We start from the raw sequence: 23,590 nt of genomic DNA, 5'->3' as shown, positions 1-23,590 counted from the left end.
ACCATTAATTTGAGGGATAGTTTTGAAAAAGGCCGCCAGGAAGACCAAAGAAAAACCGGAAGCGGCAGACCTTATCGTTGGGTCTGAAGGGGTTGCGGCCGAAAACCGTACAAGCCGATTGAGAACACGCGCTGCGTGGATGTATTACGTTGAACAAATGACGCAGAATGACATTGCGGAAGCGCTCGGTGTCGGTCGTGTGACAATCGTCCGCCTTCTTGCTGATGCCCGTGCGCGCAATGAAGTAAAAATTACCATTGAGGGCAAGCTGGCAAGTCTGACATCTCTGGAAGTTGAGCTTGAAAAGACCTTTGGTCTTGAGCGCGCCATTGTCGCGCCGCTTTCTTCGTCGGACATTGACCCGATTCCACCAATCAGCGCGGCAACCGGTGCCTATCTTTCGGAAAAAGTGCAGCACGGCATGACGATTGGCGTGGGCTGGGGGCGTACCCTTTCCAGCACCCTGCAGCATATCGGTGCACGCCCGCTCAATGACTTGAAGGTCATTTCTCTGCTTGGTGGCATCGTACAGCCACGGCGGTCAAACCCACCGGAATTTGCGTGGCAGTTTGCACAGATTTTTCAGGGCGAGGGTTATCTCATTCCTGCCCCGGCGCTTGTTGATAGCAGGGAAACCCGAACTGCACTTATTGAGCGCTGCGGGTTGAATACTGTGCTGGATATGGCCGAGGACCTCGACATGGTCCTGCTCAGTGTCGGTGACATTCAGACAGCCAGCAGCACATCATATCGTGTGGGCCTGATTGATGAGCAGCAGAAACTATCGCTCATTGAAAATGGCGCCGTCGGTGACGTGCTGTTCCATTTCTACGACAGAAACGGCAAGATCGTTGATGATCCTGTGCATGACCGTGTCATGTCGGCGAAAATCGAGAGCCTTCAGAAGACGCCGCAACGGATTCTGACATCGGGCGGCAAGGAGAAAATCGCAGCGCTGCTTGGCGCAGTCAAGCTTCTCAAACCGACAGTCCTCATCACAGATGAGGAAAGCGCTGCGCAGATGCTCAAAGACAAAGCGCAGTCTGATTAAAAACAAAAAAGCACATCGTCGCCAAACGATGTGCTTTTGTACGATTAGAGTGCCGATCTGATCCAATCAGCTTGAAACACGCTCTAATTGGCAGCGGCTGCGCATTCTTTGAAAATTTGCAGCACCGCAGCCCGCTCTTCGATTTGTGGCATATGCCCACAGCCTGCGAAAATGTGGACGCCCACTTTTCCCGGCAGACCATGCGCATGGGCGACGGGTATCACCCGGTCTTGCGCACCAAAAATAAGCCGCACCGGCATTGCAAGCGTAGCAATGCTTGAGCGAACGTCAAAGGTCTGTGTGCCATCTGCGAAGAACCGCGCACCAATGGCGCCCTGCGTTTCGCGCAGTTCTGCATCCGCCGCCTGAGCGATGGTCGCATTGATGAACGGCTTCGTCAGATGGCTCTCATCGGCAACGAGAAGCTTCAGCCAGGGAACGATGCTGGCTTCGCTTTTCGCGCCGATAAGACCGTTGATAAACGCAGCATTGACTTGCGGCCCCAAACCACCCGACGAGATGAGCAGCAAAGAACGCACATCGATAACACCGCGTGAAGCGGTGACAGTCGCGACCGCACCACCCAGCGAATGCCCAACCAGCAAGCAGGATGTTACGCCCAATGCTGCGAGCGTTGCCTCCACGCTTGCTGCAATGTCGTCAATGCTTTCAGGAACGACCCGTGGTGAATTGCCATGTCCCGGAAGATCAAGAGCGAGGATCGGATGGCCAAGCGATGCGCCAGCAAACAATCCACGCCATGAATTAAGATCAGCGGCAAAGCCGTGGATCAGAACAACTGGCAAACGGCCAGCTTCTCCCTCGCGCAACCAGACGACATTGAGCTGTCCCGCAGTGGCAGGCTCTGCATTGTTTCTTGAAGCAGGTTTCGCAGCGACAGCAGCACTTGGCATCTTTGCGACGCTGATATTGCCTTCAACATCCTTCTTCTGCACGCGGCCCTTCGGTCCTGAACCCTGAACAGACGAGAGATCAATGCCTGCCTCCCGCGCCAGCCGACGGGCAAGCGGCGTTGCCCGCACATCATTGGCTGCCCCCGTTTGATCATCGTGCGAAGATGCAGGTTCAACCTTTTCCAGAGCGGCTGGCGCAATGGCTGTTTCTATGGGTGCCGCAACAATCGTTTCTTGAGCGACGGGCGCTGATTTGGCATGACGCTCTTCGCCTTCGGCATAAATCCATGCAACTGCCTGCCCGACAGGAACAACCGTTCCTTCCGCAGCGCTGATATCTGCAAGGATGCCCGATGCTGGTGCATCGACTTCCATTGCGGCCTTGTCGGTCTCGATTTCAAAGAGAAGCTGACCTTTCGTGACCGTATCACCATCTTTGGCATACCACCGCGAAATCTGCCCCGTCTCCATATCCATATCGACCTTGGGGAGAATGACTTCCACAGCCATGGTCAGCGCACTCCTTTAGCCAGATCACGAGCGCTTTTCAGGATATCAGGCACCTGTGGAACGGTCGCGCGTTCAAGGTCGGGATTATAAGGAATTGGCGTTTCGGCCCCGCCAAGACGCACGATTGGCGCATCAAGATAGTCGAAGGCATCACTCTCCGCTACAATAGCAGAGATTTCAGCACCAATACCAAGCGTCTTGACCGCTTCATAAACGCAGAGAAGTTTTGACGTTTTTTTGACGCTTTTAATAATGGTTTCGCGATCAATCGGACGCACTGTGCGCAGATCGATCACTTCAACATCAATGCCTTCCTTGGCAAGCTCAGCAGCGGCATCAAGGGCTTTGTGTACCATGATTGCCGTTGCGACAATGGTAAGATCACGGCCTTCACGGACCACCTCTGCCTTGCCAATTGGCACGGTGTAAAAACCTTCTGGAACCGGACCTTTGGTCTTGTAGAGCAGCTTGTGCTCAAAAATCATAACCGGATCGGGGTCTTCGACGGCCGCAAGCAACATGCCCTTGGCATCATAAGGCGTTGAAGGCTGTAAGACTTTGAGCCCCGGCACATGGCCAAGCCATGCTTCAAGGCTCTGGCTGTGCTGTGCCGCAGCACCCGTTCCCGACCCTGCCGGAAACCGCATAACCAGCGGCACCGAAACTGCACCACCAAGCATATAGCGGATTTTTGCAGCCTGATTGACGATCTGTTCCATCGCCAGTGCTGCAAAGTCAGAAAACTGGAACTCAAAAATCGGACGCATACCGGTCAGTGCTGCACCGACCGCGACACCTGCACCGCCCAGTTCGGAAATAGGCGTATCCATGACACGGTCTTCGCCAAAGCGATGCACCAGATCACCAGTCACCTGAAATGCGCCGCCATAGACGCCAATATCTTCACCCATCAGGAAGACGCGCTCGTCGCGTTCCATGGCAATTGCCATTGCTTCCTGGATGGCTTGCGAATAGCTCAACTCACGGATTGTTGTGTCCATGTTTAAATATCATCCGTATAAACGTCGCGGGTCAGGTTGGTCAGATCAGGTGCCGGGCTGTTCTTGGCGAACTCAATCGCCTCAGCGATTTCCTTCTCCACCTGAGCGCGGATGTCCTCGATCTCGGCATCATTGATGAAGCCATAGGCTTTCAAATCAGCCTCAAAATGCGCGATTGGATCGCGATCATTCTGCCAATGCTCGATTTCTTCCTTGGTGCGATAGCGGTTGCGATCGCTCTTGGAATGCCCACGAATACGGTATGTTTTGTTTTCAATGAGCGTCGGCCCTTCGCCGCGCCGTGCGCGTTCGCTCGCTTCGTTGACTGCCTCTGCCACTTCCGACAGATTATTGCCATCCACGATCACGCCGGGCATGTTATAGGCCGAGGCGCGGTCCGCTACATTGGCAACAGCGGTCGAACGTTTTGTCGAGGTGGACATGCCGTAGCCATTGTTTTCACAAATGAAAACAACGGGCAGCTTCCAGACCGCAGCCATATTGAGCGCTTCGTGAAAAGCGCCTTCATTGTTAGCGCCGTCACCGAAGAACGACACGACAACCTTGCCATTTTTCTGCTTCTTGGCAGAAAGCGCAGCGCCCACCGCAATTGGAATGCCACCACCGACAATACCGTTTGCGCCGAGATTTCCCTTGGAAACGTCGGCAATGTGCATTGAGCCGCCACGGCCTTTGCAATAGCCTGTTTCCTTGCCGAAAAATTCGGCAAACATACGCTTCACGTCAGCACCCTTGGCGATGCAATGGCCGTGTCCGCGATGGGTCGATGTGATCATGTCATCATCATTGAGCGGCAGACAGGACGCAACCGCACTCGCTTCCTGCCCGATGGAAAGATGCATCGTTCCGTGAATGAGACCGCGCGTGTAGCTTTCTTCCGCCCCTTCTTCAAAACGGCGGATCAGATACATTTTATGCAGTGCTTCTTTGAGCTGTTCCGGCGAATAGGTGCGAAATGCATAAGGCAAGTTATGACGGTCGCCCGTATCCTGCGGTTCGACTTTTTTGGCTTGAACCATAATGTTTTGTCCTCACGCTCCGTAAACGAGCTTGTCTTGACGCGCGCGCAGTTCGGCAATCTTGGAACCCGGAGCCACGGCCGCATTGTCGTAAGTGATAAGCTCGCCCTTCTTGATCGGCTTGGTCACGCTGCCACCTTGTAGAAGTCCGCATGGGATCGCATGTGCACTGCGTGCTTCGCTCGAAGTCATGATCCATGCGCGATAGCAATATTCGCCAATGGCATCGAGTTTTTCGCCTGGCTGCATGTCTTTCTTTGCGACCGCCGCCACTTCTGCGACCGGCTTTGACAGCGGAACCATGTCCGGCTTGCCGTAAAGAACAACGCGCGCGCAAGTCAGCGGCACTTCGAGAGACGTCAAATGATAGGGGCGGTGAAAGGTGAAATATGGACCCTTGCCCATCTTCAGATCTTCCATACGCTCGGAAATACGCGGATGCGACATGTCGGCGACGACAAAGACGCCCGGAGCAACGCCTTTACCGATCGAATAGTCAACCACGCCGACCTTGGACAGCACCCCGCCATCCTTTTCGGGGATCAGCGTTTTGTTGAGCTGGTCGAGCGTTGCGGCAGGCCCATGCATACCGGCTTTATCCGGGACAAGTCCTGTGGCGTTAGCAATGGCAGCCATTTCGACCATGGTTTTTGAACCATCGACGAATTCCACCAGCATACGCACATTCATATTACGGCGCGTGGCTTCTTCCATATATTGGTCGGGCACGGCATCGATGTTGAGCGGATTGTTTTTGCCTTTGCCCGCAGCCACAATCGGATGGCCCATCGCGGACACGAACTCAATCAGCTCCATGCAGGATGACGGCTCGTCGCCCGCGCCAAGCGAATAGGTGACGCCAAGGCGCTCGGCTTCTGCTTTCAAATAAGCACCGATGGTCACATCTGCTTCAACATTCATCATAACCAGATGCTTGCCATGCTCCATGGCACGCAGGCCGATCTCGGCACCAACGGCCGGAACGCCCGTGGCGTCGATCACAACATCAATAAGATCATTTTCGAGGATCAGATTGGCATTGTCGGTTACAGCAACTTTATGCGCTTCCATCGCAGCAGTCAGATCGGAAGCGGTCGAAACTTCGCCACCGTGGCCTTCTTCCTGAAAGGCAATATCGACGGCTTTCAGCGCATTGGGAATACGCAGTTCGGAGATAGCACCCACTTCAATGCCAGGCATATGTGCGACGCGCGTGACAATATCCGTCCCCATTTCACCGGAGCCAATCAGTCCGATGCGGATTGGTCGGCCACTATCCGCCCGCGCCTGCATATCACGCGCCAAACCTGTCAACGCCACATTGGTTGCCATCGTTTCCTCCTGAACGTCTCTGCAAAATTCTCGCAGTCTCCTCTGATGCATAATCAATTAATGAACATTTGTTTTTAAGTCAATACCAGTGTTCACAATGACGCGTCGGCACGCGAACGTTAATGGCAGCTTGTTATTAGACTTTAGTTTGTTATAGAATACAAAAGTTCTGCTGTTTCGCGCAATTCAGATTTTGAAACGCCGATACGTGCAAGCTAATAATGGCGTTCTGGTAGCTCGGCGCACTTTGGGAGTGTTCCGGCGGGAGGAGAATTAAATGGACGCATTTCTGAGCGGACTAAAAACGGCGGTCGATACGCTTGGGGCAACGGTTCTGTTGCCTATCGTCATCTTCATTATTGCGGTGGTACTGGGCGCGAAAGTCGGTAAAGCCTTCCGCGCTGCCATAACCATCGGTGTCGCTTTCATCGGTATTAATCTGGTTCTGGGCCTGATGTTCACCTCTATCGGTGAAGTGGCCCAGGCAATTGTCACCAACACTGGCATCAAGCGTGATATCGTCGATGTGGGCTGGCCGTCCGCTGCGGCCATTGCCTTTGGTTCATCGGTGGGCTTGTGGGTTATTCCAGTTGGAATTCTGGTCAACATCGCCCTGTTGCTGATGCGTTGGACGCGCACGCTCAATGTCGATGTCTGGAATTTCTGGCACTTTGCTTTCGTAGGCTCATTGGTTGTCGCTGCAACGGATAACATCGCTTATGGCATTATTGTTGCAGCACTTGTTGCGGCCTTGTCCTTGTTGTTTGCCGATTGGTCGGCACGCGCGGTGCAACAGTTCTACGGCATTCCGGGTGTGTCTGTGCCGCATTTGGCTTCTGCGCAGATCTTGCCGATTGCTATTGTGCTCAACTGGATCATGGACCGCATTCCCGGCATTAATAAAATCAACATCAACACCGAAACCATTGAACGCCGCTTTGGTGTGTTTGGTGAGCCCGTTGTTATGGGGCTGGTCATCGGTCTCGTGCTTGGCACAATAGCATTTTATAATGCGGGTGATTTTGGCACGGTGCTTGCCAAGGTTCTGGGCACGGGTATGACGCTGGCAGCGGTGATGTTGCTTTTGCCTCGCATGGTCAAAATCCTGATGGAAGGCTTGTTGCCGGTTTCCGATGCTGCACAGGAATTTGTGCGTAAGCGGACAGGCGACCGCGAACTTCTCGTCGGCCTCGATTCGGCCATCCTGATCGGGCATCCGGCAGCAATTTCGTCGGCGCTCATTCTGGTGCCGATTGCGATCATCCTTTCGGTCATTCTGCCGGGCAATCGCGTGATCCTGTTCGCCGATCTTGCGGTTATTCCGTTTATCGTTGCAATGACGGCTCCGCTTCTGAAAGGCAATGTGTTCCGCATGGTTGTGGTGGGGACCGTGACTTTGACCATCGGCTTCTATGTTGCCAATGCGCTCGCGCCCCTCTTTACCAGTGCGGCAGTCTCGTCAGGCTTCAAGTTGCCAGAAAATGCCTTGCAGATTACGTCCGTGGTCGATGGGTTCCTGTGGGTTCCAGACATTATCATCAAAACAATCAGCTGGCTTGGCGGTACGCTTGGCGTCGCAGTGATTGCGGTTGTGATTGCAGTGCTGTTCATGCTCTATCGTCGCAACACACTCGCATGGGAACGTGCGGCGGGTGCCGAAGACGAACCCGCAGAAGAAAAGGCCGCCTGACCTCGGCTGCCAATTTTGCAATATAATCAAAGCCGCACGTCGAAGCAGGCGTGCGGTCGTTTCCAAATGGAGAATGGAATGGCTGCTGGTCTGATTGATTATCTCAATCCACACGCAATCGAGCTTCAGAGTGACGCAAAAACCAATGAAGAGATCATCCGCATTCTGGCAGGCAAGCTGGAAAAATTGGGCTATGTAAAGCCCAGCTACGCAGATGCAGTTGTAAGCCGTGAATTATCGATGCCAACCGGATTGCCGCTTGAGCGTGATGACAATGTTGCGGTGCCGCATACTGACCCGGAACATGTGATCAAGGCCGGTGTTGCATTTGCAACGCTCAAAATGCCGATTGCATTTGCCAATATGGAAGATCCGGAAGAGACAGTTCCGGTCGGATATGTCTTTCTGCTCGCCATCAATGACAAGGACCAACAGATTGAGACCTTGCAGCAGATCATGGCAACCATTCAGGATGCTGATGCCCTCGACAGGCTCAAAGCAGCATGCAGCTTTGAAGACATTACAACCGCATTACAATAAAGACTGCACATTTTGTTGGCTGCAAAAGTCATATGGAGGAAAACATGGCTAAAATGAAAACAATTCTCTTCGCGTGCGGAACCGGTGTTGCGACATCAACCGCAGTCAATGCTGCTGTCACTGAAGAGATGAAAAAACGCGGTTTGACCTTCAATGCTCAACAGGCAAAAGCCACGGAAGTGCCGTCCCTTGCTGATAATGTGGACTTTATCGTTTCCACAACCCCCATTTCTGCGTCCGTTACCAAACCTGTCATAAAGGGGCTTCCTTTCTTAACCGGTATTGGCAAAGATAAAACGCTCGATGAGATTGAAGCTGAACTGCGCAAGTGAGATCTGAACTCACGGCAAATATCCGGCTCGCAGAAACGCCGGTTTCAAAATGATACTAATTGTTGAATCATGCGCTGCTTAGAGCATTTCCTGTTTTGATCGAATCATCGGAAATGCCCTATCTATTTGTTTTCATGCATTATCCAACACAAAACCGCTTCGCACTTTTGCTGGAAATGCTTTAGAGTACCGGCTCTCTGGGACCCCAGTCTTCTGAGAGTGAAGCATGTTCGAATGAATTTTTCGCGAAAGAGCCCGCTCGCTTTATAGGCTTTGTTATTGCCCGACCCGGCATTTGCCGGGTCGGATTTCAAGAGCGCAGCGTCTCGTGTCCGTTTCTCTGCTGTTTTCAGGCGGCGAGAATGACTTTCATTGCCTTTTCGCGCGCAGCATTGCCGAACACTTCGTAAGCGTCCAGAATCTGATCAAGTCGGAAACGGTGCGTGATGAGTTTTTTCGGATCGAATTTACCAGCCTTGACGGTCTTCAGCAGCATCGGTGTTGTGTTGGTGTTCACCAACCCCATCGAGATTTTTATGTTCTTGATCCAGAGATCTTCAATGCGAAGCTCGACTGGCTTCCCGTGAACGCCGACATTCGCGATATTGCCGCCAGCCGAAACGATCTTCTGGCAGATGTCGAATGTCGCGGGAACACCGACGGCTTCAATCGCCACATCGACGCCCTGTCCGTCGGTCATTTCCATGATCCGGGAGGCTGCGTCTTCTTCACCGACCTGAATGGTGTCGGTGGCGCCGAACTGACGCGCAAGAGCCAGACGCGCCGGGTCCATATCGATCATCACGATCTTACCGGGTGAATAGAATTGCGCCGTCAGGAGTGCAGACATGCCGACTGGCCCTGCGCCTACGATGGCGATCGTATCACCGGGCTTCACACCGCCCGCCTGCACGCCGATTTCAAGCCCTGTTGGCAAGATGTCCGAAAGCATCACCAATGCTTCTTCATCTGCACCTTGCGGGATCGGATAGAGCGAGTTGTCGCCATGCCGAATGCGGACAAATTCGGCCTGTGTGCCGTCGATCGTATTGCCGAGCTGCCAGCCGCCATCATCACAATGGGAGTAAAGCTGTCGTTTGCAGTTTGGGCAGGAACCGCAGGATGTGATGCACGAGATCAGCACCGCATCGCCCCGGCGGAAGTTGCGAACCGCACCGCCAACCTCTTCAACAATGCCAACGCCCTCATGGCCGAGCGTCCGTCCTTCGGCGACGCTTGGCACATCGCCCTTCAGAATATGCAGATCGCTGCCGCAGATCGTCGTCTTCGTAATTCTCACGATGACATCCGTTGCTTCCTGAACGGTCGGCTTGGGCTTTTCGACCCAGTCTTTTTTACCTGGTCCGTGATAAACCAACGCTTTCATCATATCCTCCCTCGGGGGCATACCCCTCAGCATATTTTTGCAAAGATCACACAAACCTGACTCCTGTCCGGATAGTGAGGCGCCGTCGGCGCTTGCATGCAATGTAGACAACGACCGCGGATGGACGAAGACTGATGGTTGGTCCATTCAGGAAGCCAGTACTCCAAATCAGAAGAAATCAGCCTACACCATTTGATCACCTGCCGAAATGGATTGAACAACGCGTATCCAGTCAAAATTCACCTCAGCATGAGGACCTTGTGGCGAGGGTTGTCACACGCGCCCTGTTCGGCTGCGCAGTGTCTGGTAGGGCGTTTCGCCGAAACGCTGATGATAGGACGCAGTCATCGCGGTGAGGTTTACATATCCTCTTTCCGCTGCAATTGCAGACACGGTTTGCCCGGGCGTTGCCTCTTCGAGCGCCTTGCGAAGACCATCAAGACGGCAGGCCGTGAGATAGTCATGCGGGGTGACGCCACGAAACCGCCGAAACCCTTCGGAAAGGCTCCGGGCCGAAATGCCGACCTGTTCAGCAATCGCTGCTACGGAGGGTCCCTCATGCGCCCGTTCTTTCATGAGACGTTCCGCCTCGCGCACATATCGGGGGGCTGCACCGCGCGCTCCGGTCTCAAGATTGAGCCCGGCACTTTCCGCCCAGCCACGCAGTAACTCCAGACAAAGGGTTTCCTCGATCCGCTTTTCGATCAAGGGGCTGGAAATACCGTCATTCCGGGCGTCGACCGAAAGGGTTGCGTAGTTGAGAAGGGAAAGCCAGGCAGATTGGCGGTGGCCGAAAACCAAACGTTTCTTCCAAAGGTCATCTTCCGGGACGAAGCCGTACCAACGCTGCGCTGTTTCCTCCATGAGCTTATGGGGTATCGTCAGGTTGAACTGAAGATCGTGACCGTCCGCCACGTTCCAGTAGTCCGTGCGACTGCAATCCACAACATAGCTGTCACCGGGGCTGGTGTCGACGCTGATGCCGTTCGTCAATGGATGACGCACACTTCCACGCATGGTGTTGACCACGATAATGTTGCCCGAGGAAGGGTCGAATTCATCCGCTTTGGTGGGCACTCCAAAGCAGAACCGGCTCAAAATGATCCGGCCGATCGATAATGTACGCAAAGTGGCATTTGGGTCGGCACCGTCGATGAGGGGGCGCGCTACAAGTGGCATATAAACGCGATGGCAGAAGGCATTGACCTCTGCCCAGTCCCGGGAAGCATTTAGTTTTCCGCTCAGCAGCGGCTGGCCTTGCGCATCATAAAGCAGCGCATTTTCTAACAATTTGCCCTCCCCAAAATTTCAGCGGTATTGTGCCTGTAATTGTGGAAAATTCAATCGGCAATACGCATAGTGCGTTGTGTTGTTGCGGGGCTGCACCTTGCGCCTGCAACCTTTCTGCTTACCTCGGCCCGCATCTTTTAGAGCGCATCCCGAAAAGTGTGAAACGGTTTTCGGGCAAGAGGTACGTTAAAACAAATGATTAGAGTGCCGGTCTAATTCCAACAGATCGAAACACGTTCTAACAAAAATTGGTGGTGCTATACGCGCGGGAGCGCGCACCTTTGGCGCCACATCATACAATGTGATAATCGCCTAAAATGCCAATACGATGTGTCAAACCTGTCCTAAAGTTATTCATTGAGAGCATTTCCTGTTTCACCTGAGACAGGAAATGCTCTATCTGCTTGCTTTTACGCACATTTTTCCCGAAAGTGGGTTTCCCTTTTTTGGAAAGTGCTCTAGACGGAGGTTATTCCGCTGTATGTGCCGCGGTCCGTTTTCGTACACATCCAATCTGTCCACGCGTTTCGCGCAAACGGAAAGATAAAGCCAAAGCCGAACGCGCTGTGCCGATTTTTAAGCACTGGATTCCAGTAAGTCTGATCGCCTTTTTAGCTGAACGCCCAAACGTCTTCGCAATATATACCTACGTCGTAGCCCGCAGCCTTCAGTTTTACGATAACATTCCCAATGTCCGTTGGAGATAGAGCTCCAACTTCCACCTTGATCATGCCGGGACGATAGCGTTGCAGGTCAAGCTGCTCGAAAACAATCCAGTCTGCCCCTTCGCAGTCGACTAAGAATGCATCGATATATTCAACGTTATTGCGGTCCAGAACAGCCTGTAATGTGTCGGACGGAACAACAATTTCCTTTAAGTAAGGTTCAAACTTATGGAAATTCGGATCATCCGGCCCCCATACATTCTTGCCAGACATCAGATTCGTGTCTGTGACAGAAGAACAACCTATAAACTCTATGGGCAATGCGCCTTCTTCTAGCGCTTTGGCATCGAAGGTCTTAACTGTGATCGTGCCGGGCTCCCGAGTAATCGCTATCGGCTCAATTTTAAACCGTTCCGTATCGGGATAGTTTTTGCGCAGTCTGATCAAGTTATATGGCACAGGTTCGACTAGAACTGCTTTGGAACGGGGAATCCGGTGAAGCCAAGGCGTCACATCGTCAAAGAGAACACCGTCACAAGCGCCCACATTGACCATCTGAAAGGGGCGCTGTTTACCGGACTTGGCGAGGCTGGCGGCATGGGCAAGAAAACGCGTCCCGCGCAAGGCAGCACTTCGATTCAAGACTCCATTCGGAATGCAGCGTGCTGCCAACGTGCGCGCGTAGCCTCTGAATTTCGATGTTCCATGAGCATTCATGCTCGAGCCCTCTCATATCGGGTTTTAAATCAAATCATGTAGAGCGCAGGCAAAACTGCGCTTATCTATGAGGATAAAGTTGATAGCTTTCCTATCAGAATGAACGCATGTGCGAATACATGGGATAAGCGCCCTGCATCGGCATCGCGCCTCGCGTGTGCCGTGAGGCTTGGCGGGTCAACTGGCGATCGAAGCCGCTGTGTTCGTCGATGTATCGGCCATCAAAGTGCTGAGAAAGGGCGCAGTTTTCTGTCCTTTGCACGGTGCGGCTGCGGATCCTTCTTTGCGGTGCTTTGAAAGTTTTCAGCTTTGAGCCGGTCACATTGCCCAATTCCATATGGTTTTGGATTGTGTCGCGCGATGTCAAAATTACGTTCGCAACTGTGTTCTGCATCAATGCCCCCGCTGTTAAACACAGCGATACGGTATAGGGAAATTAAGTGTCAAGTTATACGTGTTGTTTGATTTAATATTAACAAAGCTAACAATCAGAAATGGGCGTTCTGGTGGATCATAATATTAGTTTTTACTTATATTATGATCTGGGGTGTTGATTGATGCTTAAACGAATTAAAGTGTTTTAATCATCTTAAGATCGAATGGGCATTTCCGCGGCTTATTCCTGCCGCCGCATTATTGATATTGATAATTTCATCGTTGTGGGACTTGTGGCAGCGGCAGATTAACCCCGATGCATGCGAGCCGAAAATGCAGCCCGCAACGTTTAAACCCCAAGTCAGACCGGTTGCCCACAGACAGCACGACTCTATCGAAAAAAGCGAAGAAATTTAAAGCGCTGCATGTCAGATGGGGCAGTTATTCAACATCAATGGTTCTAATCCAACGCGTCAATAATTTCGCATCGTCTCTCGATAAGTTGGCTTTGGATGAATTAGTTGGTGGAGCAGCTCATTATTAGATGACGTATGTGCGAAGAATATGGAATAAGCTTGAGCTAAGGGACGATGCTACGCTACGCTAAGGGGACTGTATCAAGTGCATACTGATAAACCAATAATCGACAGGATTCTCTCGCTTGGTTCAAAGTGCCTATCAGATTATGCATCCCGACAGTTGCTTCGAATAGCCGGCATATTATCCGTTATAATTGCTATGGCTGTTGTCGTGATCTATTCAGTTGAAAAGCCCGACAATAATTGGGATATGATCCCATATGTTGCGACTGCGCTTGAGGATCGATATCCCGATGCGACTGCGCTTCATGCCGAAACATGGCGTCAGATTGAAGCGGCGGCGTCATCGGATCAGCTTAGCCAGTTGAGGTCAAGTGATGGTTGGCGTCGAGCTCAATGGGAAAACCCTGAATTTTTTAAGTCTCAACTCGTCATGTACCGCGTTAAAGCAGGCTATGTCCAATTGCTGCGGTGGATTGAGCCTTTTACTGGATTAGTCCGTGGTGGACACTTGATCAGCCTTGCAGCGGCGCTTGCATTGGGCTTCATAATCCTCGTGATGCTCTGGCGTTATAATGCCTTTGAAGCTGGGCTGTTCATCGGTCCCGCGCTTCTCATCGCAGGCTATGGGCCAATGAGTGCAGCGGTGTTTCCCGATGTCGTTATGGCGGCTATTTCTTTGGCAGCTATATTTGCATTTATGCGAGAACGGGATTGGGTTGCCGCAATTCTTTTGCTGCTGTCGTTTACCATCCGGCCCGATAATATCATCATGATCTTCGCTCTGTTGATTGCTTCTGTGATGTTCGGTTGGCGCAAACTCCCTCTGCTTGTTGCTTTTGTTGCTTCAGCCGTTGCGGGTGCCATGATTTCACATGCTGCCGAGCATCCCGGCTGGTGGGCGCACCTCTATTTCAGTTGTATCGAACAACAGAAAAATATGGTTGGATTTCACCCGGATTTTTCGCCGTTATTGCTCGTAAAAGCCTATATTCGCGGCGTGATATTCGCGCTTTACAGCGAGACCTGGTTGGCGATGCTGGTTGTGATGTTGGTTGCTTGGGCGGCCACTTACAAAGCTGAGGTCAGAGCGACGTTTCCCCGTTTTCATGGTATCTTGTTTGCTATGACCATCGGAGTATTGGGAAAGTTTGTTTATTTTCCTCTGCCCGACGACAGGTTCTATTTCAATATGATTATTGTGATCGCAATATTGCTGTCGATGAAATTCACAGCACACTTGAAGAATGGAGCATTTCCTATCATTCAATCAAAGTAGGAAATGCTCTATTGCAGGATTTGGCGACCGTTTTTGTCGCCAAATTGGCAGACGTTGCCTCTGACTTGCAAGAGCCTTGCAGCAGGGGCTTTTTCTGTCACCTTATTCCTTAACGCCGGAAGCCTTCGCTGGCTGTCATCAGGTTCTTTGTGTAATCGGCATGGATATTACCGTTGACCAGATCGCCAGCTTCAAGCTGCTCGACCACTTCACCGTTGCGCATCACGGCAAGCCGTTCACACATATGGGTGACAACGCCAAGATCATGACTGACCATAACAAAGGTCAGTTTACGGTCGCGGCGCACCTGTTCGAGCAGGTTAAGCACTTCGGCCTGCACCGATGCATCAAGTGCGGAGGTTGGCTCATCAAGAAGCAGAATGCTCGGCTCGATGATGAGTGCGCGTGCAATCGCGATACGCTGCCGCTGACCGCCCGAAAGCTGGTGCGGATAGCGGAAGCGGAATCCAGAGCCCAAGCCCACTTCATCAAGCGCGCGCACGATACGCTTTTCGGCATCACCAATGCCGTGCACGGCAAGCGGCTCAAGCAACAGGCGGTCGACCGTCTGGCGTGGATGCAGTGAGCCGTAAGGGTCCTGAAACACCATCTGGACATTGCGATAAAATGCCTTGTCGCGCGGTGTTCTGAGCGGCTTTCCATCAATACGGATTTCACCGTCGTCAACAGGGGCAAGCCCGGCCACAGCACGCAGAAGTGTGGATTTACCGGAGCCGGATTCGCCCACCAAGCCGTAGGATTCTCCGCGCGCCACATCGATACTCACCGATTTCAGCGCGTGGAATTCATCAAAGAACACGTCGATCTTATCAACGCGAAGTGCTGGAGTGGTGCTCATAGACGCCATGCCTCCTCACGCTGCAATGTGGGAAGCGGATGACGGTCTGTTCCGAGTGTCGGCATGCAGTTGAGTAGTCCTTGTGTATAGGGATGTTTTGCATTAGCAAGATCGCTCGCAGCGATTTCCTCAACGATCTTGCCTGCATACATCACGATCACGCGGTCGCAGAAGGATGAGACAAGGCGCAGATCGTGACTGACAAAGATCAGCCCCATCCCACGCTCTGCAACCAGCTTGTCGAGAATGCCAAGCACTTCAAGCTGCACCGTCACATCGAGCGCTGATGTCGGTTCATCAGCAATCAGCATTTCCGGTTCTGCAACCAGCATCATGGCGATCATGACGCGCTGCCCCATGCCGCCCGAAACCTCGTGCGGATAGAGTTTCATCACGCGTTCAGGATCGCGGATCTGCACGGCTTCAAGCATGGCCATTGAACGGGAGCGGATTTCCGCCCTCGAAAATTTGCCATGGGCTTTGAGTGTTTCAGCAATCTGCTTGCCGATGGTCATCACAGGATTGAGCGAATATTTCGGATCCTGCAACACCATTGCGATGCGTCCACCACGCAAGGAGCGGCGTTCGCGTGCAGATGTGTTGAGAAGGTCGATACCGTCAAACTCAAGTTTTTTGGCGGTGATTTGCGCATGTTGAGGGGTAAGCCCCATGATAGCGCGTCCGGTTTGGGATTTACCTGAACCGGATTCGCCCACAATCCCGAGACGCTCACGGCCAAGCGTAAAGCTGACGCCGCGCACGGCTTCAATAGCACCTGTTCGGGTTGGGAAAGTGACGCACAGGTCTTCAACTGTCAGAAGGGGCTTCATTGGTTGTTACCCCGCGGATCGAGCGCATCGCGCAGACCATCACCAAGGAAGTTGAAACCAAGGCTGACGATGAGGATCGCAATACCCGGCATAGCGGCCACCCACCACTGATCAAGAATGAAACGGCGACCTGAAGCAATCATTGCGCCCCATTCAGGCAATGGCGGCTGAGCACCGAGGCCAAGGAAGCCAAGGCCTGCTGCGGTCAGAATGATGCCGGCCATATCAAGCGTGACACGCACGATCAAAGACGATGTGCAAAGCGGCATGATATGGCGCAAAACGATACGAAATGGTGAAGCTCCCATCAGTCGCACAGCAGAGATGTAATCCGAGTTGCGAATGGTCAGCGTTTCAGCGCGCGCAATACGTGCATAAGGCGGCCACGATGTTATTGCGATGGCGATAATGGCGTTTTCAATGCCCGGTCCCAAGGCTGCGACGAAGGCAAGTGCCAGAATGAGCTTTGGGAAGGCAAGGAAAATGTCGGTAATGCGCATGAGAACAGCATCGACCCAGCCACCAGCATAACCGGCTACCGTTCCAACCAGCAGACCGATTGGCGCTGCGATTATAGCAACGAGAAGCACGACATAGAGTGTCAGCCGCGAGCCGTAAATTAGCCGCGAAAGAATATCGCGGCCCTGATCATCGGTACCGAGCCAGTAACCCGGTGTTCCCGGAGGGAGCAGGCGGGCATTGGCGAGATCACCCGTATAGGGTGAATGCGGTGCCAGCACATTCGCGAAAGCTGCAACCAGCAGCAGCGCGATGATGATTAGCAGGCCAAGGACGGCCAGCTTGTTGGCGGTAAAGCGACGCCAGATCATATAGGAGCGGCCGAGGCGCGCTTGCATACGCGATTGTGGGCGCTCGGAGAGCAGCCAGTCGCGCCACGAAAGATTGGATGTTTGTGTCATTTGGCTCATCGTGCGCGCGTCCTTGGGTCGAGAAGCCGATAAAGAAGATCGGAGACAAGATTGAGCGCGATGAAGACCGATCCGATGATGATTGTGCCACCGAGAACGGCATTCATGTCAGCATTTTGCAGGGAGTTGGTGATGTAAAGACCAAGACCCGGCCATGAGAAGATCGTCTCGGTGAGAACCGAGCCTTCAAGAAGACCTGCGTAGGACAGTGCAATCACGGTCACAAGCGGCACCGCCGCATTGCGAAGTGCATGACCCCAGATGATCCGGGTTTCCGAAATGCCCTTTGCACGTGCCGCCACGATATATTCCTGCTCAAGTTCGTTGAGCATGAAAGAACGTGTCATGCGGCTGATATAAGCGAGTGAGAAGTAACCGAGCAGAGCCGACGGCAAAACAAGGTGCGAGACGATGTTGCGCAGGGCTTCCCAGTCGCGTTGAATGATCGCATCAATCACATAAAAGCCGGTAATCGGCGTGAATGTATATTCAAATGTAATGTCGATGCGACCGGGGCCGGAGGTCCAGCCGAGGCGTGCATAGAAGATCAGAAGGGCCAGCATGCCAAGCCAGAAGATTGGTACGGAATAACCAACAAGGCCAATCACACGCACAATCTGGTCAATGATGCTGCCGCGCTTGACGGCTGCCAGAACGCCAAGCGGAATGCCGAACAAAGCACCGATAATCGTGCCGATGGTTGCAAGTTCCATCGTCGCAGGGAACACGCGGCGAATATCGGTCATGACCGGATTGGTGGTCAGAACGGACGTGCCGAAATCGCCTTGCAGGACGCCTTTCACATAAAGGAAGAACTGCTGGTAATAGGGCAGGTTGAAGCCCATTTCCTGACGCACGCGCTCAACCACATGGGCGGGAGCACGGTCGCCAACAATGGCCAGTACAGGGTCAATCGGCACAACGCGGCCGATGAAGAAGGTGACGGCCAGCAGGCCGAGATAGGTGGTTATCACGATCGCCAGAAAACTGGCAATCGCCATAGCGATGGAAGAGGAGCGCCGTCGGGCGCCCCTCTTTTTCTTTACAGGTGTTGTTGTATTCAATTGTCTGACCGTTCTTCAGATCAGTCTTTGCTGACTGGTGCGAGGAAGTTCGAATCGAATGTTGGTCCGAGCTTGTAGCCCTTCACGTCGCCGCGAAGACCTGCAACTTCGATCTGCTGGAACACCAACACAAACGGGCTTTCTTTAAGAGCTTCTTCCTGAAGCTTCTTGTACTCGTCCGCACGCTTGTCATTGTCGCGTTCAAGCAATGCGGCCTGTGTCTGCTTGGTCAGTTCCGGAATTGCCCAGGCATTGCGCCATGCGAGTGTCTTGGTGGAAGCATCGTCGCTATTGTCAGGATTTGATGTGAATGCTTCAGCATTCGAATTCGGATCCCAGTAATCCATGCCCCACTGCCCGATATAAAGATCATGATTACGTGCACGATACTTGGTCAGTGTCTGCTTGCCATCACCCGGAATGATGTCGATCTTCACACCGGCTTTTGCGGCAGACTGCTGGAAAGATTCGGCAATGCCGGTCACTGGCTGCGTGTTACGCACGTCGAAGGTCACCGACAGACCGTCTTTCAGACCCGCTTTTGCAAGCAGTTCCTTGGCTTTTTCGACATCCAGTTTGTACGGGCTTGCGTCAAGTGCGCCGAGAACACCCTTTGCCTGATAAGTCTGACGGATCTCACCAATACCCTTGATAAGGGTCGAGCCGATTGCATCGTAATCAACCAGATATTTGAAAGCTTCTCGCACTTCCGGCTTTGCCAGTTCGGGGTTCTTCTGGTTGAGGCTGATATAATAGACAGTGCCCTTTGGAGCGCTGGCAACGGCCAGATCCTTGTTCTTTTGAACGGCTTCGAGATCACCCGGTTCGAGGTTACGTGCGACATCGACGTCACCCGATTCAAGCATCAGGCGCTGCGTGGCGCTTTCCTTGACATGACGATAGAAGACGCGGGCGAGCTTGGCCTTTTCGCCATAATAATTCTCGTTGCGTTCGAGAACGACGACTTCATTGGCGCGCCAGTCACGGATTTTGAACGGGCCAGAACCGGCATAGCCGGTTTTGAGCCATGCAGCGCCATAGTCGGTGTCATATTTGTAATCATCGGTTGGCGTAACCTTGACCGAATGCTCTTCAAGCAGCTTCTGGTCGACAATTGCGCCGATGGTCGCGGTCAGGCAGTTCAGCACGAAGCTTGGTGCATAAGCCTTGTCCACTTTCAGAACGAATGTCGCGTCATCGACAGCCTTGGCATTTTCAATGACGTTTTCGCCATTGAGACCGAATTGTGTGAGAATGAAAGCCGGGCTTTTGTCGAGGCGCACAGCGCGCTCAAAAGTGTAAGCCACGTCTTTTGCAGTCAGCGGGTTTCCGGAAGCAAACTTGATGCCTGGCTTCATCTTGAATGTGTAGGTGAGGCCGTCATCCGAAATGGTCCAGCTTTCAGCAACACCGGGAACAACCTTAGAAGTGTCGTTAATGTCGAGACGCACCAGCATGTCATAGGCATTACCGATGAATTCCGCAGGCGACAGCTCGAAGGATTCAGCCGGGTCAAGCGTAATGGTGTCATCGATGGCCCATGCCTGAACGAGCGTATCGGCAGGCGTTGCCGACAATGCCGGATTTGCAGCCATGACCGCTGCAAGGGCAGCACCTGCTGCGAGAAGACGAAAACGTCCGAGATTCTTCATTTTAGTTCCCTTTCTATATTTCTGTTTTCGCTCAGGCGGCTTCGTGCCATGCCTGTTTTAAAACGCGTATCCAGTTGCCACGGCAGAGCTTTGTCAGTTCTTCGTCATTGTAGCCCGCCGTTTGCAAGGCAATAACGAGGTTCTGTTGTCCTGCTGCATCACCGATTTCGGCTGGAATCGTTGCACCGTCGAAATCGGAGCCAAGTGCTACACAATCAATACCCATACGCTCGACCATATAGTCGATGTGGCGCACCATATTGGAAAGCGGCATGTTGGCGTCTTCTTTGCCATCGTTGCCCAGCATGGTGGTTGCATAATTGAGGCCTGCAATACCTTTGCGCTCGCGGATCGCATCCATCTGGCGGTCTGTGATATTGCGCGCAACCGGCGTCAGAGCATGGGCGTTGGAATGGCTTGCGATCAAAGGCTGGTCACTCAGCTTCGCCACATCCCAGAAACCTTTTTCGGTGATATGAGCAAGGTCGATCAGAATGCCCTTGCGATTGCATTCTTTAACCAGACGCTCACCAGCTTCAGTCAGGCCGGGACCGGTGTCCGGGCTCATTGGGAATGCAAACGGTACGCCATGTGCGAAAATATTGTTGCGGCTCCAGACCGGGCCAAGTGAGCGCAAGCCGGCTGCATAGAACACATCAAGCGCCGCCAGGTCGGCATCAATGGCCTCACAGCCTTCCATATGAAGAACGGCGGCAAATGTGTCACCCGCGAGCGCTTCGTCCAAATCTTTCCCGTTGCGGCAGAGCTTCCAGCCACCCGCTTGTTCAAGGCGCAGTGCCAGCGAAGCAAACTCCAGCGCAATGTCAAGGGAAGGGGCACGTTGAAGCGGCGGCGATAGCGGCGTTACGTAGTGGCCATTTTCGTCGGGTTTGCCGAGTTCGATATGGTGGCCGGATGGGATATAAATCGCGCAGATACCGCCAGCCAAACCGCCTTTGCGTGAGCGGGGCAGGTCTATGTGACCAACCTTTGTGCCGTGGATAAATTCTTTGATCGGGTCACCACCGTTACGCTGGTTTTCCCAAAGACGCAGAAGGACATCATTATGTCCGTCAAAAACGCGCTGCATATTTCATTCCTAGCTGAATGACGTGCTGCTGCCCGCCATTCAATTGAAAACCTGTTCCATACAGGACGCCAGTACCGACCAAATTTCAAAGAGAAATATCGGTGATCGCCGCCCCGCACGAACTTCTGATATATAAGAAGTTGCTCCCGACAGGAGTCAAGCGCCCAACTGCTCAAGCCCATGTTTCTTGCTGTCGCAGTTGTGCAAAACCGACATGGGTTCATGCGTATACAGAATGAACCCATGTGTGAGGGTGTTTAAGTGAGCAAAACAGACTTCATTCGATGCGACTGAAGGTGTTCACAGGCGAAAACGGGCAGATATCAGCGGCTACAGAACCAGGCGCCAAAGTCGCCTCGTCCAAAGCCGTAAAAGCTATAAAGGACGTATAGACAGGAAGCTGAAATACTGCGGTGATTCAGTGCGTTCCCAACTGACAATGGATTGATGATCTGCGAGTGTTTTCCCGCAGATCGTGTTTCGAATACGGGATAGGGCACTTTAGCCGCCGCGATGCTCATAACCGTCTTCACGCAGCGCTCTGCTGTTGAGATGTTTTTTAAGCGCCTCAATGTCTTCAGCTTTCCAGCTGTCTATTCCCGTCGCATTCAACCACGCATTTAAATAGTGATCGGGCGCGTAAACGTGTCCATAACCTATCGGCACTGTGTCCGCTAAGGGCATGTCGATGAGCAATTGCAACATGCTTACAACCGGATACCAACCCAGCATCGGGGAGACATCCGGGCCTCTTGGCGATTTCATCCAGTCGGCTTCCCGGTAGGCGAGGCTTTTATCAAAAAATACGATCGCATCGCTGGCATATTGTAAATACACGAAACGCGTATTGCCCCACTGCGCTGTATTGCCTTCAGGCGTGCCATTCTGGTTCATGAAGCGCACGAACCGTCCATTTTGAAAAACAGGCAACCATTCGGTGGAGCCAGCATCGCGATTTTTGGTCAGCGAGCGCCATTTTTCACTCGGGAATGGTGGGCCACTCCAGACTGCACCATTGATTGGATCCCCCAGAATATCAAAGAAAGTTATAGACCGCTGGGAATTGAAAGCACCAAGGCTCAGTCCATGAAGATAGAGCTCCGGACGCTGATCAACCGGAAGCTTTTTCCAGTGATCATAAACGGCACGGAAAAGTGCCTGCGACGACGCAAGTCCCTTTTCGGGCTGAAATATCAGTGAAAGCGGGCTGTTTAAATAAGAATATTGCAATGCAACGCTCGCGACATTGCCATCAAACAAAAACTCCAGTCCATCAATCGCAGATGGGTCCACCCATCCTGTGCCGGTCGGTGTGATAACAACAAGCACAGCCCGATCAAAAGCACCTGTCCGAATTAATTCACTCAGCAGCAATTCCGCTCGTTCTTCGGGCGTGTCGGCAATCTGCAAACCAGCGTAAAGCCTTATAGGTTCAAGAGCGGTTCGCTTGTTAAAATGACTGATTTCGGATGCGGTCGGCCCTGAAGCAACAAATTCTCGTCCGGCACGACCCAATTTTCGCCAATCAAGCTTTGATTGAGGGTTGCCAGCGCGCTCTGCGATGAGGGGCTGCGGCCGGTCCGGTTCGACCAGAGCGTCAAATCTTTGAAAAGAACTGTCCAGAACACGGAACGCATATTCCACCAAGACGCCATTTGCGATGGTAAAGATAAGCGCAAACGTCATTGCTGAGCCGATGATAATGGAAACCCTGCGCGGAAGATAACGATTGAGTGTGTTGATTATGATCCGGCCCAGAACGATCATCCCGCGCGCCAGAAGAAGCAAAACGCCAAAGCTTACAAGTGCAAGTGCGCTGACACTGAACGGATAACCGCTTTCTACAGGCTCCATATTCGTAACGCTGCGGATGGAGTTTTGCCAGCTTGCCGTTTGATACAAGGCCACAAGCATGATGCTTAAGCAAATGACAGCTGTTATTGCTTTTGCATATTTTAATGCCTGCGCATTCAGGGTGGGTAGCTCTAAATATAACCACAACCATCGCAGCAACACGCCGATACCATAGCCCGAACCAAACGCCACGCCAGCCAGAATGCCCTGAAAGACATAATTACGGGGTATGAGGCTCGGTGTCAGGGAAGCAGCAAAAAATAACGCTCCAATGATAAGGCCTGTGCCGCAGAACGAGCTTCTTATACGAAATTGCTTCTTACGCATTTAGCTAGATTATCCACCTCTAAATCCCCTGATCAAAGACGGTTATTCATTTGGTGGCACATTTGCAAATGAAAGCGATAAAAACACTGATTTTAGAGCATAATCCCCGCCGCGCTCCGGTGGGGATTATGCTCGAATGCTATTGTCTGGGTTAGATCAAAGCAGCGTCGAATGTGCGAGATACGTCCTTAAAAAAGCACGGGTGCGATCATTCTGAGGGTTTGACTGTCATTAAGCATGGAATAAGGACCCCATTTGAGGGGTTATCGGCATCCAAACGGGACCCCTTATTTAAAGGGTAACATGACCTTCGATTTCAATCG

At 52.5% G+C, this 23,590-nt stretch carries 20 protein-coding genes; 5 read left to right on the top strand and 15 right to left on the bottom strand.

The genetic code is table 11. From position 1 onward, the window contains the following. Window positions 1-22 precede the first annotated feature (22 nt). On the top strand, window positions 23-1,051 hold the full coding sequence (locus tag VBH83_RS16995; protein ID WP_265985893.1) for a sugar-binding transcriptional regulator: 1,029 nt from the start codon (window positions 23-25) through the stop codon (window positions 1,049-1,051). 83 nt (window positions 1,052-1,134) lie between these two features. On the opposite strand, the gene VBH83_RS16990 is transcribed toward VBH83_RS16995, so the two are convergent. From VBH83_RS16990 to VBH83_RS16975, 4 genes are read right to left on the bottom strand one after another with little or no spacing between them, the layout of a single operon-like run. After that, window positions 1,135-2,475: an acetoin dehydrogenase dihydrolipoyllysine-residue acetyltransferase subunit gene (locus tag VBH83_RS16990; protein ID WP_265985889.1), complete on the bottom strand. Its 1,341-nt coding sequence runs from the start codon at window positions 2,473-2,475 to the stop codon at window positions 1,135-1,137. A 2-nt stretch (window positions 2,476-2,477) separates the two neighbouring features. Next, window positions 2,478-3,476 carry an alpha-ketoacid dehydrogenase subunit beta gene (locus VBH83_RS16985; protein WP_396998745.1) on the bottom strand — a complete coding sequence of 333 codons (999 nt, stop codon included), beginning with the start codon at window positions 3,474-3,476 and terminating at the stop codon, window positions 2,478-2,480. A gap of 2 nt (window positions 3,477-3,478) precedes the next feature. Further along, complete coding sequence (locus tag VBH83_RS16980) at window positions 3,479-4,516, bottom strand: thiamine pyrophosphate-dependent dehydrogenase E1 component subunit alpha (RefSeq protein ID WP_265985886.1); 1,038 nt, start codon at window positions 4,514-4,516, stop codon at window positions 3,479-3,481. Window positions 4,517-4,528: 12 nt separating this feature from the next. Further along, entirely contained in the window at window positions 4,529-5,848 is a 1,320-nt protein-coding gene (locus VBH83_RS16975; RefSeq protein ID WP_265985885.1) for an NAD(P)H-dependent oxidoreductase, read from the bottom strand. 277 nt (window positions 5,849-6,125) lie between these two features. On the opposite strand from VBH83_RS16975, the gene VBH83_RS16970 reads away from it, so the two are divergent. The 3 genes from VBH83_RS16970 (at window position 6,126) to VBH83_RS16960 (ending at window position 8,410) form a co-directional block, all read left to right on the top strand. Next, entirely contained in the window at window positions 6,126-7,538 is a 1,413-nt protein-coding gene (locus VBH83_RS16970; RefSeq protein WP_265985884.1) for a PTS galactitol transporter subunit IIC, read from the top strand. Window positions 7,539-7,616: 78 nt separating this feature from the next. After that, on the top strand, window positions 7,617-8,078 hold the full coding sequence (locus tag VBH83_RS16965) for a PTS sugar transporter subunit IIA (RefSeq protein ID WP_265985883.1): 462 nt from the start codon (window positions 7,617-7,619) through the stop codon (window positions 8,076-8,078). A 44-nt stretch (window positions 8,079-8,122) separates the two neighbouring features. Next, complete coding sequence (locus tag VBH83_RS16960) at window positions 8,123-8,410, top strand: PTS sugar transporter subunit IIB (RefSeq protein ID WP_265985882.1); 288 nt, start codon at window positions 8,123-8,125, stop codon at window positions 8,408-8,410. Between the two features lie 349 nt (window positions 8,411-8,759). Here the strand turns inward: VBH83_RS16960 and VBH83_RS16955 are convergent, their stop codons facing one another. The 4 genes from VBH83_RS16955 to VBH83_RS16940 all read right to left on the bottom strand — a co-directional run bounded on the left by VBH83_RS16955 (window position 8,760) and on the right by VBH83_RS16940 (window position 12,863). Next, a complete protein-coding gene (locus VBH83_RS16955; RefSeq protein WP_265986006.1) occupies window positions 8,760-9,797 on the bottom strand; it encodes a zinc-dependent alcohol dehydrogenase family protein in 1,038 nt (345 codons plus the stop codon). A 273-nt stretch (window positions 9,798-10,070) separates the two neighbouring features. Then, window positions 10,071-11,087 carry a helix-turn-helix domain-containing protein gene (locus VBH83_RS16950; protein ID WP_265985880.1) on the bottom strand — a complete coding sequence of 339 codons (1,017 nt, stop codon included), beginning with the start codon at window positions 11,085-11,087 and terminating at the stop codon, window positions 10,071-10,073. Between the two features lie 611 nt (window positions 11,088-11,698). Beyond that, window positions 11,699-12,469, bottom strand: coding sequence for an FkbM family methyltransferase (locus VBH83_RS16945; RefSeq protein ID WP_265985879.1), 771 nt, complete (start codon window positions 12,467-12,469; stop codon window positions 11,699-11,701). A 94-nt stretch (window positions 12,470-12,563) separates the two neighbouring features. Then, complete coding sequence (locus VBH83_RS16940; protein WP_265985878.1) at window positions 12,564-12,863, bottom strand: hypothetical protein; 300 nt, start codon at window positions 12,861-12,863, stop codon at window positions 12,564-12,566. Window positions 12,864-13,594: 731 nt separating this feature from the next. On the opposite strand from VBH83_RS16940, the gene VBH83_RS16935 reads away from it, so the two are divergent. Further along, window positions 13,595-14,662: a hypothetical protein gene (locus tag VBH83_RS16935; RefSeq protein WP_265985877.1), complete on the top strand. Its 1,068-nt coding sequence runs from the start codon at window positions 13,595-13,597 to the stop codon at window positions 14,660-14,662. Window positions 14,663-14,771: 109 nt separating this feature from the next. Here the strand turns inward: VBH83_RS16935 and VBH83_RS16930 are convergent, their stop codons facing one another. The 7 genes from VBH83_RS16930 to VBH83_RS16900 all read right to left on the bottom strand — a co-directional run bounded on the left by VBH83_RS16930 (window position 14,772) and on the right by VBH83_RS16900 (window position 23,267). Beyond that, window positions 14,772-15,521: an ABC transporter ATP-binding protein gene (locus VBH83_RS16930; RefSeq protein ID WP_265985876.1), complete on the bottom strand. Its 750-nt coding sequence runs from the start codon at window positions 15,519-15,521 to the stop codon at window positions 14,772-14,774. Then, window positions 15,518-16,351: an ABC transporter ATP-binding protein gene (locus VBH83_RS16925; RefSeq protein ID WP_396998740.1), complete on the bottom strand. Its 834-nt coding sequence runs from the start codon at window positions 16,349-16,351 to the stop codon at window positions 15,518-15,520. The genes VBH83_RS16930 and VBH83_RS16925 overlap by 4 nt, the downstream gene beginning before the upstream one ends. Continuing rightward, window positions 16,348-17,280, bottom strand: a complete 933-nt coding sequence (nikC, locus tag VBH83_RS16920; RefSeq protein WP_265985874.1) for a nickel transporter permease — start codon at window positions 17,278-17,280, stop codon at window positions 16,348-16,350. The genes VBH83_RS16925 and nikC overlap by 4 nt, the downstream gene beginning before the upstream one ends. Beyond that, the gene (locus VBH83_RS16915) at window positions 17,277-18,281 is read right to left on the bottom strand and encodes an ABC transporter permease (RefSeq protein WP_265986004.1); all 1,005 of its coding nucleotides are present in this window, start codon (window positions 18,279-18,281) and stop codon (window positions 17,277-17,279) included. The genes nikC and VBH83_RS16915 overlap by 4 nt, the downstream gene beginning before the upstream one ends. A gap of 83 nt (window positions 18,282-18,364) precedes the next feature. Further along, window positions 18,365-19,996 carry an ABC transporter substrate-binding protein gene (locus VBH83_RS16910; RefSeq protein ID WP_265985873.1) on the bottom strand — a complete coding sequence of 544 codons (1,632 nt, stop codon included), beginning with the start codon at window positions 19,994-19,996 and terminating at the stop codon, window positions 18,365-18,367. 31 nt (window positions 19,997-20,027) lie between these two features. Then, on the bottom strand, window positions 20,028-21,086 hold the full coding sequence (locus tag VBH83_RS16905) for a dipeptidase (protein WP_265985872.1): 1,059 nt from the start codon (window positions 21,084-21,086) through the stop codon (window positions 20,028-20,030). Window positions 21,087-21,587: 501 nt separating this feature from the next. After that, window positions 21,588-23,267: an alpha/beta hydrolase gene (locus VBH83_RS16900; protein WP_396998737.1), complete on the bottom strand. Its 1,680-nt coding sequence runs from the start codon at window positions 23,265-23,267 to the stop codon at window positions 21,588-21,590. Window positions 23,268-23,590 lie beyond the last annotated feature (323 nt).

The organism is Ochrobactrum sp. S1502_03 (assembly GCF_044435015.1).
In the GTDB taxonomy this organism is placed as follows: domain Bacteria; phylum Pseudomonadota; class Alphaproteobacteria; order Rhizobiales; family Rhizobiaceae; genus Brucella; species Brucella chromiisoli.
The sequence above is the reverse complement of the archived record's forward strand: the minus strand, read 5'-3'. Positions and strand labels throughout refer to the sequence as shown.

What these genes read in the sequence shown, in the direction of transcription:
- nikC (WP_265985874.1), bottom strand. Translation starts at nt 17,280, where the DNA reads ATGAGCCAAATGACACAAACATCCAATCTTTCGTGGCGCGACTGGCTG.
- VBH83_RS16915 (WP_265986004.1), bottom strand. Translation starts at nt 18,281, where the DNA reads ATGGCGATTGCCAGTTTTCTGGCGATCGTGATAACCACCTATCTCGGC.
- VBH83_RS16965 (WP_265985883.1), top strand. Translation starts at nt 7,617, where the DNA reads ATGGCTGCTGGTCTGATTGATTATCTCAATCCACACGCAATCGAGCTT.
- VBH83_RS16980 (WP_265985886.1), bottom strand. Translation starts at nt 4,516, where the DNA reads ATGGTTCAAGCCAAAAAAGTCGAACCGCAGGATACGGGCGACCGTCAT.
- VBH83_RS16975 (WP_265985885.1), bottom strand. Translation starts at nt 5,848, where the DNA reads ATGGCAACCAATGTGGCGTTGACAGGTTTGGCGCGTGATATGCAGGCG.
- VBH83_RS16990 (WP_265985889.1), bottom strand. Translation starts at nt 2,475, where the DNA reads ATGGCTGTGGAAGTCATTCTCCCCAAGGTCGATATGGATATGGAGACG.
- VBH83_RS16905 (WP_265985872.1), bottom strand. Translation starts at nt 21,086, where the DNA reads ATGCAGCGCGTTTTTGACGGACATAATGATGTCCTTCTGCGTCTTTGG.
- VBH83_RS16910 (WP_265985873.1), bottom strand. Translation starts at nt 19,996, where the DNA reads ATGAAGAATCTCGGACGTTTTCGTCTTCTCGCAGCAGGTGCTGCCCTT.
- VBH83_RS16960 (WP_265985882.1), top strand. Translation starts at nt 8,123, where the DNA reads ATGGCTAAAATGAAAACAATTCTCTTCGCGTGCGGAACCGGTGTTGCG.
- VBH83_RS16985 (WP_396998745.1), bottom strand. Translation starts at nt 3,476, where the DNA reads ATGGACACAACAATCCGTGAGTTGAGCTATTCGCAAGCCATCCAGGAA.
- VBH83_RS16930 (WP_265985876.1), bottom strand. Translation starts at nt 15,521, where the DNA reads ATGAGCACCACTCCAGCACTTCGCGTTGATAAGATCGACGTGTTCTTT.
- VBH83_RS16925 (WP_396998740.1), bottom strand. Translation starts at nt 16,351, where the DNA reads ATGAAGCCCCTTCTGACAGTTGAAGACCTGTGCGTCACTTTCCCAACC.
- VBH83_RS16940 (WP_265985878.1), bottom strand. Translation starts at nt 12,863, where the DNA reads ATGCAGAACACAGTTGCGAACGTAATTTTGACATCGCGCGACACAATC.
- VBH83_RS16900 (WP_396998737.1), bottom strand. Translation starts at nt 23,267, where the DNA reads ATGCGTAAGAAGCAATTTCGTATAAGAAGCTCGTTCTGCGGCACAGGC.
- VBH83_RS16970 (WP_265985884.1), top strand. Translation starts at nt 6,126, where the DNA reads ATGGACGCATTTCTGAGCGGACTAAAAACGGCGGTCGATACGCTTGGG.
- VBH83_RS16945 (WP_265985879.1), bottom strand. Translation starts at nt 12,469, where the DNA reads ATGAATGCTCATGGAACATCGAAATTCAGAGGCTACGCGCGCACGTTG.
- VBH83_RS16955 (WP_265986006.1), bottom strand. Translation starts at nt 9,797, where the DNA reads ATGAAAGCGTTGGTTTATCACGGACCAGGTAAAAAAGACTGGGTCGAA.